Origin of the sequence: Clostridium sp. AF37-5 (assembly GCF_003477605.1) — a bacterium.
In the GTDB taxonomy this organism is placed as follows: domain Bacteria; phylum Bacillota; class Clostridia; order Lachnospirales; family Lachnospiraceae; genus Eubacterium_F.
Genome location: NZ_QUDR01000003.1, coordinates 67,783 through 82,382, shown reverse-complemented (window position 1 = coordinate 82,382; position 14,600 = coordinate 67,783). Strand labels below are relative to the sequence as shown.

The window sequence follows — 14,600 nt, the reverse complement described above, 5'->3', positions numbered from 1 at the left end:
TCTCCTGTTATGACAGTGAATCTAAGTCACCATTAAATTTAACTTTTGATTTCTTTGGCACCGGTTTCGGCGTAGCTGTCGGTTTCGGCGTAGCAACAATTTTTTTCTTTCCTTTGCTAATTGTAAGCCGCAGCGTTTTTTTCGATACATCGGAATACGTTTCCCCTGCCGGAATATTCTGTTCAATCACCGTACCTTTCGCCTTTTTGCTGTATTTTGTTTGGAAACGCACGGTCAAACCTTCGTCTTTTAATTTCTTCAGATTTTCTACTGCCGCCTTTTTTTCTAACCCGACATAATTTTCAATTGTAACAGTAAATGGTGTTACTGTTGGCGTTGGTACACTTGTCGCCGGCATTGTTGTTTGAGGGGCAGCCACCACCGGTCTTTTGTTTATTTCCGATTTGTTTTGAAAGACAGAAATAACGACCACAAGCAGAACCGCAATCAAACCTGCTATAAATATTTTGGAAGCAGTTCTTCCTTTTTTGCGTCCTTTCTTCTTATCATAAAAATCATCGATTTCACGCATAATATGAGCCGTATTAAAAGGATGATATGTTGTATTTCCTTTATCAGCATTTGCTTTACCTGAAAATTCTGATAACTCTTTTTTCTCATACAGCATTTCAAACAATTCATCCATTGTTTGGAACCGGTCTTTCGCATCAACGGAAAGTCCTCGCTCAATCACGTGAATTTCATGCTCACTCAAGCCTGTACCATAAAATTCATGCAGTGGCTTCATATGGTCCGCAATCATTCGTTCAACCGAATCATCCGGGTCAATTCCGGTAATCGCAAAATATATGGTCGCACACAGCGAATAAACATCGGTAAACGCTCCTTGTTTTCCTCGCTGCCTGCACTGCTCAATTGGTGCATAGCCACGCTTGTAAACAAGCGTTAATTCCTTGTTTCTCTGTTCTTCAAAATTTCTTGCCTCACCAAAATCAATAAGCTGAATACTTCCACCTTTTGTCACCATTAAATTATCCGGGCTAATATCACGGTGAATAATTCCTTCTTTATGTATCACGCAGAGAGACTCTATCACAGGTTTTAATTTTGTAAGAACATCTTCTCCCTTCATCGTCCCATAATTTCTAACATGTTTTTTCAGGCTCTCGCCCTCAACATATTCCATTACAATATATGAAATCGAATCAACAACAAAAAAGTCACGGGCAGAGGCAATTCCATCCAGTGCATAAAAACGAGCAGCCATCTTCACTTCACGCTGTGCTACTTTCCGGTCTTTTTCACTGCTGTTTTCATACTCTTTAATCGCCACCGGAACATCAATTAAAGTGTCCATTGCCTTGTAGGTTGTTCCAAAGCCACCACTGCCAAGTGTACACTCAATCACATAACGATTATTTAGTTTTGTTCCTTTTGTTAATTCGTATCCCATGGTTTACTAAATCCTTTTTGTTTTACTCTTACTGTACACTCTTTTTTTGTTTTGCACCCGGTAGCTTCGAATCCGAAAGCTTATCTTTCCCTTTCCAGGTGTGTACTTAAAGTTTAATACAGTATTCTTCTTAATCTTGTGTTTGGATAAAGGAATTTTCTTGTATTTCTTTTTTCCAAACCGAACCCACATTTGCAAATATGGGTCAGAACATGTTTTTAACCGAATACTTATATAATGGATTCCATCCGTTGTTACTTTCCTTTTTAGATTGAATTCCGGTGCTTTTCGTCTCAACATCAGTTTCTTTACATCCGAAAAAACACCATACTGATAATCCTTCCCGTTTAAGTAATAAGCACGCACTTTATAATAATAATTTTTGGCATACTTTACTTTTGAATCTGTAAAACTGCAGTTATTCTTGAAACCTTCTGCTATCTTTTGGTAGCCCTTGTTCTTTTTCGTTGAACGGTAAACCTCATAACCATCTGCCTGCTTTTGGTTGTTCCAAGAAATCTTAATCTGCTTTTTCTTTCCCGCTTTTAGCTTAAGATTTGTTACTTTTTGCGGGATTGATGGTGCATTTGTACTCCTTGTTTGCGGAGTTTTTGTTGATGTAGCTGCAGTAGGTGTCATACTTGGTGTTGGAGGAGCACTTGGATAAATCGCTCCCTCTTTTGCCACAAATTCAATTCCGGTAACCGTAAGAGAATCTAAATCTTCTGGCCACGTCGTTAATGGTTGTATCGTAATTCCCACAATTGGAATCGCATGTTCGATTTCCTGCCCCCACCCTGTTGTATATGTAAAAGAAAGCGGCATGACAGCTTCCAATTCTTTTTTCTCACATGGTCTATATTGATACAATGGCTTATTTGCTTCTACACCTTTATAGTTAATTACTGCATCTGAATATCCATCTAGTTCTTCTAAATTGGTTTGTATAACAAATTTAATCGAATCCATTATGTTATTTCCCCAAGAATTTTCTTCCTTATCTTTATATTGAATCCGGTATCGAATTTTTACTTCCTTATAATTTTCCACCCGATACCAATTCTCATTTAATTCGTCCTTTAAATCAAAATAAATCCAATTTTTATGAAAGCTTGTTTGATAACGTAATAAATCCACTTGATAATTTCTTACTGCCCCCGTCTTATAAGACTTATCAATACCCGACGAACTTGTCGGATATGGCGTAGGCATGGTTTTTACGGGAGTGGTCGACGGAATTGGCGATGGCGTTGATTCACCATAATGTACATTCTCATAAGGAATAAACATTATAGATGTTATTTCTAATTCTTCAACTTCACGTGGCCAGTAGTAATTTGCATTCCTAGAACTATGATAATAGTTCGCAATCGAAATATGGAAATAAAATTTATATGGATTTAATTCACCATTTAAATATTTCCCCCACTTAACACAATTCATTTCACCTAATGATACACGCTGTTTACGCTTGTTTTTTGAAGCGTTATCAGCCATAAAATCTGTAGTCTCCTGATAGGTCTCTCGATATCCAATGCTACAACTAATGTAATCATAATACCATTCTTCTTCACTCACGTTTTCCGTAACTCTTGATTGCTCATCTTTTAACTTTAATTGATAGGTAAACTCAACGGAAGAATAATATTTTGCCGTTTCTCTATTAAGCATCTCCTCTGACATTTCAATTACTATGTCACCTCCCGTCACCACCGTTTTTTGCCCAGACAAATCAACAGAAAGCGGCTGTATTTCATCTCCATCTTTATAAGAAACATTATTTTCAACTGCTTTCATCTCTTTTATTTCTCTTTGATTATATGGGCACGCAATACCAATAAACAATGCAACCACAAGAAAAACTGCTATCCTTTTCTTTCGACTCCTCATCTTAATATATTCTCCTCTAACTCAATAATAATAAAACAAAAATTGTACTTAATGATTATATCATAATCCTGTCCATTTTGCTTTGTATTTTTTTTAAAAGCAACGCAAACCTCATCTTCTATCCAAAAGCAGCACACCTAAAAAATTACATTTAACCCTCTTGCATATTTTATTATTTATAGTATATTATAGATAGTAATTGGGGTATGTGTTTGCGGACACATACTTAAAGGAGTCGGAGAAATCCGGCTCCTTTTAAATTGGTTCAAAAAAAGCCACAAGCCGGCTTTCACCAGCTTGCAGCTTACAATACATAATATTTCTTATCTTATTCTTCCGGAACATCCTTAATACTAAAGCTGATACGTCCCATTTTATCTTTGCCAAGGCAGATTACTTTCACTTTATCACCAAGTGTAAGCTCGTCCTCTACATGATTGATGCGGCGATTTGCAATATTTGAAATGTGAACCATTCCCTCTTTGCCAGGCGCAAACTCGATGAAAGCACCAAAATCTTTAATGCTGACAACGGTTCCCTCAAGGATCTGGCCCTTTTCAAAATCCGTTACAATAATCTCAATGAGGCGAAGTGCTTCGTCCATTGCCTCTTTGTCTGTTCCGCAAACCGAAACAGCACCATCATCCGTAATATCGATTTTAACACCGGTACGCTCAATCAATGCGTTGATTGTCTTACCTCTCTGACCAACAACTTCACCAATCTTAGCCGGGTCAATCATAATCTGTTTAATCTTTGGAGCGTAAGCATTTACTTCTTTTCTAGGCTCTGCAATTGCTTTTGCCATAACCTCATCTAAGATGTAAAGGCGGGCTTCTCTTGTTCTTGCAATAGCCTGCTCCACGATTTCTCTTGTCAAACCATGAATCTTAATATCCATCTGGATGGCAGTAATACCTTTTTTCGTACCGGCAACTTTAAAGTCCATATCGCCGAAGAAATCTTCAAGCCCCTGAATATCTGTCAAAATCAAGTAATCATCATCGGTATCACCGGTTACCAAACCAACGGAAATACCAGCAACTGGTGCTTTAATCGGAACACCGGCAGCCATCAATGATAAGGTAGATGCACAAATACTACCCTGAGATGTAGAACCATTGGATTCCAAAATTTCGGATACGGTACGGATTGCGTATGGGAACTCTTCTTCGCTAGGAAGAACAGGAACCAAAGCACGCTCTGCCAAAGCACCATGTCCGATTTCACGACGTCCCGGTCCTCTGGATGGTCTTGTCTCACCAACGGACCATGATGGGAAGTTGTAGTGATGCATATATCTCTTGGATGTTTTTGTAATATCCAAACCATCTAATTTCTGTTTCTCTGAAAGGGGAGCCAATGTTGTAACATTCAGCACCTGTGTCTGTCCACGGGAGAACAAACCGGAGCCATGTACTGTAGGAAGTACATCAACTTCAGCATGAAGTGGACGAATCTGTTTTACCTCACGGCCATCCGGACGTTTGTGGTCTTTCAGAATCATCTTGCGGACTGTAACTTTCTGGAATTTATAAACAGCCTCATCAATAAAGGAAATCCAGTCCTCATGCTCCTCTGCATAACGCTCTTCCAAACGGTCTTTAATACCGCGGATATTTTCTTCACGAACCTGTTTTACATCAGTAAATACAGCTTCTTCCATAGCTTCCGGTGTAATGAAATTAACCATGTCATTCCACATATCTTCCGGAATATCGAAATGCTCATACTCGTGTTTCTCTTTACCACACTCAGCAACAATCTTGTCAAAGAACTCGATAATCTGTCCATTCAACTCATGGGCACCATAAATTGCCTGAATCATCGTAGCTTCATCAACTTCGTTTGCACCGGCTTCAATCATGATAACTTTATCTCTTGTAGAAGCAACGGTAAGTGCTAAATCAGAAACCTCACGCTGTGCGCTTGTCGGATTGTAAACAAGTTCACCGTCAACCAAACCAACCTGTGTTGCTGCAGTCGGACCATCAAACGGAATATCCGAAATACTGGTAGCCAGTGCAGAACCAAGCATAGCAACAAGCTCCGGTGCACAATCCTGGTCAACATCCATAACTAAGTTTTCCAGTGTTACATCATTTCGATAATCTTTTGGGAACAATGGACGCATCGGGCGGTCAATTACACGACAAGTCAAAATTGAGTTATCGCTTGGTTTACCTTCACGTCTTGTAAATCCTCCCGGAATTTTTCCGATGGAATACATCTTTTCATGATATTCTACGCTTAATGGGAAGAAATCAATTCCCTCTCTTGGTTTCTCGGATGCTGTTGCCGTAGAAAGGACAACTGTATCACCATAGCGCATAAATGCAGCGCCATTTGCCTGAGCAGCTACACGTCCAATGTCAACTGACAAAGTACGTCCTGCAAGCTCCATTGAAAATGTCTTGTACATACTTTTTCTCCTTTATTTTTATTTCGAGATGCCGAAACCACTGAAAAACCCACTGTATCAATGAGCTTTTCAGAAGTCTCGGTGTCATCTCAATTTACATACAAAATTTATTATACACAATCTTTGCAAAAAAAGCAACTTTCCTTATTCCGGATAACTGATAGCGTCATCGGGCCACTTTAAAACCTCGTCGTGAAACTCCGGCACACGCATCAGACCGGCTCCAAATAAGTACGCACGGTCACGCTCCGCAATCTCTTCTAATGTACGCCATGTCACACCGACAATCGTTTGTTCCGACTCCGATAATTCCGGGTCAATTCCCTTGTGTGGAACCGCATCATCCCGAATTTCTACCAAAAATGTAAAAATCCGACTTTCCAAATCCGGTTTATATTCAATGGCAAGCGGACGCACAATTTTTCCACTCACGCCTGCTTCTTCGTTTAACTCACGCAAAGCTGCTTCTTCCGGTGTCTCATTTTCCTCAATTCCGCCGCCCGGCAGATTAAAGAAATCTCTTCCTTTCATTCTGTGTTCTACAAGCAGTAATTTGCCATCCCGGCAAACCATAGCCTGACTGCGATTTCGTTTCATTTCCTCACCTTTTTAAGAAAAATTTTTTTCATAGAAAGAGTGCCTTCAATCAAACAGTATCCATTTGACGAAAGCACTCAACTCATACAAATTATTTACGCAAACCAAGTTTTTCAATCAGCGCACGATAACCTTCCAAATCTGTCTTCTTCAGATAATCCAAAAGGCCTCTTCTCTTACCAATCATTTTGTACATACCACGACGAGAATGATGATCTTTCTTATTCTCTTTCAAGTGCTCTGTCAAAGTGTTGATACGCTCAGTAAGAAGCGCTACCTGAACTTCCGGTGAACCTGTATCATCCGGTGTTCTTCCATAAGCTGCAATAATTTCTTTTTTCTTTTCTGTAGTCATCATTGTGACATACCTCCTAAATATTTTCTTATCACCATTTACTAAGATCCGGTCGGAGTTTCCGCAATCTGAGCAATGGCTATTTGCTATCATAACACAATTTAAGTTCGTTGTAAACCTTTATTTCGTGTCAATCGTAGCAATATCTACTAATGTCAATTCATTTTTCTCAGAATCCTCTAACGCAGTCAAAAGTGCATTTGCCGTATCTAAAGAAGTCAGACAGGTAACACCGGTCTCAATAGAAGTACGGCGGATGAGGAAACCATCGTGGGAATGTTCACCCTGTTTTGGAATATCAATTACCAAATCAATCTCATGACCAAGCAGCAAATCCATCAGTGTCGGGGATTCCTGCTCAATCTTGTTGACACCGATAACCGAAACGCCATTCTCGCCTAAAAACTTAGCTGTTCCTCGTGTCGCATAGATTTCATAGCCAAGTGCCTGGAAACGTCTGGCAACGGAAATTGCTTCGTCTTTCGAGTTATCATTTACCGTAAGAATCATCTTCTTGTATTTCGGAAGATTGATTCCGGCTCCCATAAAGGCTTTGTGAAGTGCCTCATTAAATGTTTTTGCGATACCTAAGCACTCACCGGTTGACTTCATCTCAGGTCCTAAGCTGATTTCTGCACCGCGCAGTTTCTCAAAGGAGAATACCGGCATCTTAATTGCGATGTAATCCGATTTTTTCGCAAGTCCCGGTGTATAACCCATATCCGTGATTTTTTCACCAAGGATTACGCGGGAAGCCAGTTTTACAATCGGAATTCCGGTTACTTTGCTGATATATGGTACCGTTCTTGACGAACGAGGGTTTACTTCAATCACATAAACTTCATCGTTATAAACAATAAACTGAATGTTAATCAAGCCGATTACATGAAGGGATTTTGCAAGTTTTGCCGTATAATCGACTAAAACTTCCTGAACTTCAGGTTTAATGCTCATGGCAGGATAAACCGAGATACTGTCACCGGAATGAATACCGGCACGCTCTACGTGTTCCATAATACCGGGAATCAAAATGTTCTCGCCATCACACACCGCATCAACCTCAACCTCTTTACCCATGAGGTACTTATCAACAAGAATTGGATGTTCCTGCACATGGCGGTTGATAATTGACATAAATTCACGAATATCATCATCATTAATCGCAATCTGCATGCCCTGTCCACCAAGTACATAAGATGGACGGACAAGAACCGGATACCCAAGTTCATTTGCTGCCGCTAATGCCTCTTCTGTTGTAAATACGGTTTTTCCTGCCGGTCTCGGAATCTTACACTGCTCTAAGATTTCATCAAACAGCTCACGGTCTTCGGCCGCATCTACATTCTCTGCACTTGTTCCCAAAATCGGAACTCCCATTTTGAGAAGTGCTTCTGTCAGTTTGATTGCTGTCTGTCCACCAAACTGGACAACCGCACCATCCGGTTTCTCAATATCCACGATATTTTCTACATCTTCCGGTGTCAATGGCTCAAAGTACAATTTATCTGCCACATCAAAGTCCGTACTTACCGTCTCCGGATTGTTGTTTACAATAATTGTCTCATAACCGCTCTGTGCCAGTGACCACACACTGTGAACCGAACAGAAGTCAAACTCGATACCCTGACCGATTCGGATTGGACCGGAACCAAGAACCATGATTCGTTTTCTGTCCTTATCTTTTGAAACTTCCGTTTCGCTGCCAAACACGCTGTAATAATATGGCGTACTTGCCTCAAACTCAGCCGCACAGGTATCAACCATCTTAAACGAAGCAACGATTCCATTTTCATGGCGCATATCGTGAATCTCACGCTCTGTCATGCCGGTATAGTTAGCAATAACAGTATCCGGGAATTCCATTCGTTTTGCTTCTGCCAAAATTTCCGGTGTCAATGTTTCGTTTTTCAAAGTCTGTTCCATCTCTACCAGATGGGCAATTTTATCAATGAACCACAAATCGATTTTTGTAATGTCATGAATTTCTTCATAGGTAGCACCCTTGCGAATCAGCTCGGCAATAATAAAGATACGGCGGTCATCAACAATGTGGATACGCTCTAGCAGTTCTTCTTTGGAGCGGTCACTGTAACGCCCGATATCCAGACTGTCAATGTGCTGCTCCAGTGAACGGAGTGCTTTCATCAACGCACCTTCAAAGTTATCACAGATACTCATAACCTCTCCGGTTGCTTTCATCTGTGTCGTCAAAGTACGTTTTGCCTTGATAAATTTATCAAATGGCAGTCTCGGAATTTTTACAACACAGTAATCCAGTGCCGGCTCAAAACTTGCAAAGGTTTTCTTCGTAATGGCATTTGGAATTTCATCCAGTGTATATCCTAATGCAATCTTTGCTGCTACTTTTGCAATCGGATATCCGGTCGCCTTAGAAGCAAGTGCGGAAGAACGGCTGACACGAGGGTTTACCTCGATAACACAGTATTCAAAACTGTCCGGATGAAGTGCAAACTGCACATTACATCCACCGGTAATACCAAGTTCTGTAATAATATTTAATGCTGAAGTACGAAGCATCTGATACTCTTTGTCACCTAATGTCTGAGACGGTGCTACTACAATACTGTCACCGGTATGCACACCAACCGGGTCAATATTTTCCATGTTACAAACCGTAATACAGTTTCCTACCGCATCACGCATTACCTCATACTCAATCTCTTTCCATCCGGCGATGCAGCGCTCAATCAAACACTGTCCGACACGGCTCAGACGAAGACCATTGGAGCAGATATCGTGCAGTTCTTCTTCGTTATGTGCGATACCGCCGCCGCTTCCGCCAAGGGTATATGCCGGGCGGATAACAACCGGATAACCGATTTCATTGGCAAACGCAATCGCATCATCCACATGTTCCACGACAATACTTGCAGCAATCGGCTCGTGGATTTTTTCCATCGTCTCTTTAAATTCCAAACGGTCTTCTGCACGCTTAATCGTCTGTGCAGTCGTACCAATCAGGCGAACATTTTCCTGCTTTAAAAAGCCGGATTCCTCTAATTCCATCGCAATATTTAACGCAGCCTGTCCACCCAGTGTTGGGAGCACGCTGTCCGGTCTTTCTTTGCGAATCAGTTTCTGAACCACTTCAACGGTCAGTGGCTCAATGTAAACACGGTCAGCAATATCTTTATCGGTCATAATGGTAGCAGGATTGGAATTAATAAGCACTACTTCCATTCCTTCTTCTTTCAGAGAACGACAAGCCTGCGTACCGGCATAATCAAATTCGGCAGCCTGTCCAATAACGATTGGGCCTGAACCGATTACTAAAACTTTTTTGATTTCATCCATTTTTGGCATTGTATGTATCCTCCTTACTCTTCCATCATCTTGATAAATTCATCAAACAAAACTTCCGAATCCTTTGGTCCGGCACAAGCTTCCGGATGAAACTGAACCGTGAAAATATTTTTCTGTAAATAACGAAGTCCCTCGACTGTGCCATCGTTGACATTTACAAAGGCAACCTCGGCAATTTCTTTTGGCACTGAAGATTCTTTTACCATGTAGCCATGGTTCTGGGAAGAAATGTATACGCGTCCGGTTTTTAAGTCTTTCACCGGATGATTTGCTCCGCGGTGACCATACTTCATTTTCTCTGTATCACAACCGCAGGCAAGTGCCATTAACTGATGACCTAAGCAAATTGCAAAAATCGGAATATCCGATGCATACAGTTTTTTCAACTCTTCAATGACTTCTGTGCATTCTTTCGGATCCCCCGGTCCATTCGTCAGCATAATGCCGTCCGGATGAGAAGCAAGAATCGTTTCGGCTTTCGTTCTTGCCGGATAAATTGTCACTTCACAGCCACGTTTTAACAAACATCTTGCTATATTAAATTTCGTTCCAACGTCAAGAATAGCAACCTTCTTTGTAATAGAAATGTTGCTATCGGTATCTAAATCGCCCGGTTTATAGGAAACAATTTCCTTTGTAGTTACTTTGTCAACTACACCGCGAACGGAATATTTTTTAATTTTTTCAAGAACGGCAGATAAATCCTCAGGTTTTTCTGTGGTAATCATGCCATTCATTGTTCCTTTTTCTCTAAGTCGTTTGGTGAGGGCTCTTGTATCAATTCCTTCAATTCCCGGAATATCCTGCTCTACAAGAAACTGCTGAATACTTTCTTCTTTTCTGAAGTTGCTTCCAAGTCTTGCCAGTTCTCTTACAATAAAAGCATCGGTATTTGACTTTTTCGCCTCTTTATCTTGATTACAAATACCATAATTACCAATTAACGGATAGGTCATTACTACTGCCTGTCCGGCATAACTTGGGTCCGTGAGCACTTCAAGATATCCTGTCATTGACGTATTAAAAACAATTTCGCTAATGACTTCTTTTTTACTGCCTATGCTTTTTCCGGTAAACACAGTTCCGTCTTCCAGTATCAGATATGCGTTCATGTTATCCTCCTTTAATCGAATGCCAGAATCATCTCCGCAGTTTCCACAAGATTGTTTCCGCTGTCCATACTAAGTTTCTGGATATATTTATGGGCTTCTTCTTCGGATAAATGGTTTCGCTCCATCAGAAGAGCCTTGGCATCATCAATTGATTTTTGTTCTTTTTCGGATCGTTTCCTTGGCTGGTATCTTCTCTTTCTTTTCTCCGCTGCGTAAAGTTCCATTGCCATTGTTTCAATGGTACTTACTAATTCATGCGAATGAATCGGCATAGACAAGCACATAATACTGCCAATTGAGCATTCCTGCAATTTGGCAGGCGATGCTACTAAAAGCATCTGAAATTCCCGCGGCAGATAGCCATACAATTCACTGTAATGCATGTCAGTCAAACGATATCCGCACAACACAATACCGCCGTCACATTCATTGGCGGCTGCAATCACTTGCGATGCACTATTAAATGCTAGTATATCATCATATCCGCTCCGATTCAAAACATTTTTTATTTTTTTCGCATCATCCAGCTTAGGAAACGCTACTATAATGCGCAGAATCGTTCACACCTCCCCGTAGAAAAGTATCAAAACAAGCGGTATCCGGACTAAATTCGGTCCAGATACTTCTCAACTTCCCATGCGGTTACCTGTTCGCAAAATTCATCCCATTCCTGTTTTTTCTTTTGGATGATTATGCGTGACAACTCTTCTCCATATACTTGATGGAAAAATTCGTCTTTTTCAAATGCCTGTACCGACTCAATCAAAGTTCTTGGCAGAATGTCAAATTCCTGTGCCCCCTCTAAATCATCAATACAGGTTGGTGGCTCAATTTTATTGCGGATGCCGTCTAATCCGGCAGCTAAACATCCTGCTAAAACCAAATATGGATTACAGGATCCATCCGGACTTCTCAGTGCTACACGCGGTCCCATCTCACCGGTACTTGTCATACGCATAAGCGGAGTACGGTTTTTACGTGACCATGTAATATTAACCGGTGCATTGTATCCCGGCACCAAACGTTTATAAGAATTGATAATCGGATTGTTAATTAAAGTAAGCCCTTTAATATGGCGCATAATTCCACCCATGAAATAGTATGCTGTTTTGCTCAGACCATACTCTTCATCCGGGTCACTGAAAATGTTCTCACCATCTTTGCTCAAGAACATGTTAAAGAACATCGCAGAACCTTTTTTCCCATAATTTGGCTTTGGCATAAACGTAGCATGAAGTCCATGTCTCTTTGCTACGGTACGAACAGTAAGTTTAAACGTCATAATATTATCGGCTGTCTGAATTCCATCATCAAATTTGAAATCGATATGATGCTGGCACACTTCATTGGAGTGATATGAAGATTCCATCTCAAATCCCATCTCAGACAAAGAAAGCACGATATCACGTCTTGCATTTTCTCCGGCATCAACCGGTCCGATGTCAAAAAATCCTCCTTTTTCACTGGTGTTTGTCGTTGGCTGTCCATCTTCCGACATATCAAAGAGGAAAAATTCTGATTCTGGTCCGACATTTAACGTATAGCCGTCTTTTGCCGCTTCTTCAATTACTTGTTTTAAAATATAACGGGAATCTCCCATGAAAGGAGTTCCATCCGTATGACGCACATCACAAATAAAACGTGCCACACGACCTCTCTGCGGTCTCCAAGGGAAAATTGTAAATGTATCCAAATCCGGAACTAAAACAAGTTCATCCACATGCATCGTATCAAACCCATTAATCGCAGCGGCATCAAACGTGCATCGGTTATTCAAAATAGAGTCTAACTGTTTGGCTGTTACTGCCATGTTTTTCAAAATTCCAAAAATATCCACAAATTGCAGACGGATAAATTCTACATCCTCCTCTTCTACAATACGAATGATATCTTCCTTTGTGTAATGCGACATAGTTTATTCTCCTTTCCATATGAAATCCGGCAGCAGTCCTCTGCCACCGGATAATTGTCCCCTTTAATTGAGGTTTGTATAACCCATCAAATCTTTATCAACTTCACGGGCTGCCTCTCTTCCCTCGCGGATTGCCCAGACAACCAAGGACTGTCCTCGGTGCATATCACCCGCTGTAAAGATTCCTTTCTGACTGGTGCTGTATTCGCCCTGCTTCGTCTGCACATTTGTACGGTCCGTACATTTTACGGCAAATTCTTTTGTAACATACTCCTCAGAGCCCAAAAATCCTGCCGCAATAAAGACGAGGTCAACATCTAAAATCTGTTCACTTCCCGGAATTTCGCTCATCTGCATGCGTCCGGTCTTTTCATCCTTCTGCCAGTTAAGCTTCACGATTTTAACCTGTTTTAAATCGCCTTTGTTATCCTTTATAAATTCTTTTACCGTGGTCTCATAGATTCGCGGGTCACTGCCAAAGACAGCGATTGCTTCCTGCTGGCCGTAATCGGTCTTAAGAATTTTCGGCCACTCCGGCCAAGGATTGCTTGCCAAACGGCAAACCGGTGGTTTCGGCATCATTTCCAGCTGAACGACACTTTTAGCCCCCTGACGAATCGAGGAACCAACACAGTCATTTCCGGTATCACCGCCTCCGATAACGAGTACATTTTTATCTTTGGCATTGATATAATCCGTATACTGCGGATTGCGTAAATGCTTGGTTACTCGTTTCAAATAATCAACGGCAAAATAAATACCTTTGGCATCTCTGCCGGGAGCATTGATGTTACGAGGGTTTGAAGCGCCACAAGTCAAAATGACGCGGTCAAATTCTTTTTTCAACTCATCGGCTTTTACATCCACACCGACATTCACACCGGTACGGAAAACAACCCCTTCTGCTTTCATTACTTCTATTTTACGTTCTATTACCGATTTGTCAAGTTTCATATTCGGGATTCCATACATCAAAAGTCCGCCCGGATAATCCTCGCGTTCAAATACGGTCACGCTGTGTCCACGTTTATTCAACTGGTCAGCAGCCGCAAGTCCGGATGGACCGGAACCTACAATCGCTACTTTTTTGCCTGTACGGACTTTTGGAGGTTTTGGTCCCATCAATCCGTGTTCATAACCATATTCGATAATGGCATTTTCATTTTCCTTAATCGTTACCGGTGAATCATTCAATCCACAGGTACATGCAGCCTCACAAGGAGATGGACAGACACGGGAAGTAAATTCCGGAAAATTATTTGTCTTAAGCAGTCTGCCAAGTGCCTGTTCGTATCCGTTACGATAAACCATATCATTCCACTCAGGAATTAAGTTGTTTAACGGACAGCCGCTTGCCATACCGCCAATCATCATGCCAGACTGACAAAACGGAACACCGCAGTCCATACATCTAGACGCCTGCACACTGCGTTCCTCTTCGCTCATCGGCACATGAAATTCATTGAAGTTTTTAATGCGTTCAAGTGGCTTTATCTCAAGGTTATTCTCTCGTTTATATTCCATAAATCCGGTTGGTTTACCCATTGTAATCATCCTTTCTTTCTTCGTTTTCA

General features: G+C 41.1%; 10 protein-coding genes. All 10 read right to left on the bottom strand.

Features of this window, described 5'->3' with window-relative positions:
• Window positions 1–7: 7 nt before the first annotated feature.
• Window positions 8–1,414: a serine/threonine-protein kinase gene (locus tag DW019_RS02900; RefSeq protein ID WP_118442475.1), complete on the bottom strand. Its 1,407-nt coding sequence runs from the start codon at window positions 1,412–1,414 to the stop codon at window positions 8–10.
• 6 nt (window positions 1,415–1,420) lie between these two features.
• On the bottom strand, window positions 1,421–3,304 hold the full coding sequence (locus DW019_RS02895) for a fibronectin type III domain-containing protein (RefSeq protein WP_118442474.1): 1,884 nt from the start codon (window positions 3,302–3,304) through the stop codon (window positions 1,421–1,423).
• Between the two features lie 328 nt (window positions 3,305–3,632).
• On the bottom strand, window positions 3,633–5,726 hold the full coding sequence (locus tag DW019_RS02890) for a polyribonucleotide nucleotidyltransferase (RefSeq protein WP_117478835.1): 2,094 nt from the start codon (window positions 5,724–5,726) through the stop codon (window positions 3,633–3,635).
• A 144-nt stretch (window positions 5,727–5,870) separates the two neighbouring features.
• Complete coding sequence (locus tag DW019_RS02885; protein WP_118442473.1) at window positions 5,871–6,323, bottom strand: NUDIX domain-containing protein; 453 nt, start codon at window positions 6,321–6,323, stop codon at window positions 5,871–5,873.
• A gap of 91 nt (window positions 6,324–6,414) precedes the next feature.
• Window positions 6,415–6,681, bottom strand: coding sequence for a 30S ribosomal protein S15 (gene rpsO, locus DW019_RS02880; protein ID WP_022376940.1), 267 nt, complete (start codon window positions 6,679–6,681; stop codon window positions 6,415–6,417).
• 117 nt (window positions 6,682–6,798) lie between these two features.
• A complete protein-coding gene (carB, locus tag DW019_RS02875; RefSeq protein ID WP_118442472.1) occupies window positions 6,799–10,002 on the bottom strand; it encodes a carbamoyl-phosphate synthase large subunit in 3,204 nt (1,067 codons plus the stop codon).
• A 14-nt stretch (window positions 10,003–10,016) separates the two neighbouring features.
• Window positions 10,017–11,114 carry a carbamoyl phosphate synthase small subunit gene (locus tag DW019_RS02870; protein WP_118442471.1) on the bottom strand — a complete coding sequence of 366 codons (1,098 nt, stop codon included), beginning with the start codon at window positions 11,112–11,114 and terminating at the stop codon, window positions 10,017–10,019.
• Window positions 11,115–11,125: 11 nt separating this feature from the next.
• Window positions 11,126–11,611 carry an ANTAR domain-containing protein gene (locus DW019_RS02865; RefSeq protein ID WP_022376943.1) on the bottom strand — a complete coding sequence of 162 codons (486 nt, stop codon included), beginning with the start codon at window positions 11,609–11,611 and terminating at the stop codon, window positions 11,126–11,128.
• A gap of 107 nt (window positions 11,612–11,718) precedes the next feature.
• Entirely contained in the window at window positions 11,719–13,026 is a 1,308-nt protein-coding gene (locus DW019_RS02860) for a glutamine synthetase family protein (protein WP_118442470.1), read from the bottom strand.
• Window positions 13,027–13,089: 63 nt separating this feature from the next.
• Window positions 13,090–14,571, bottom strand: a complete 1,482-nt coding sequence (locus DW019_RS02855) for a glutamate synthase subunit beta (protein ID WP_117478840.1) — start codon at window positions 14,569–14,571, stop codon at window positions 13,090–13,092.
• Window positions 14,572–14,600 lie beyond the last annotated feature (29 nt).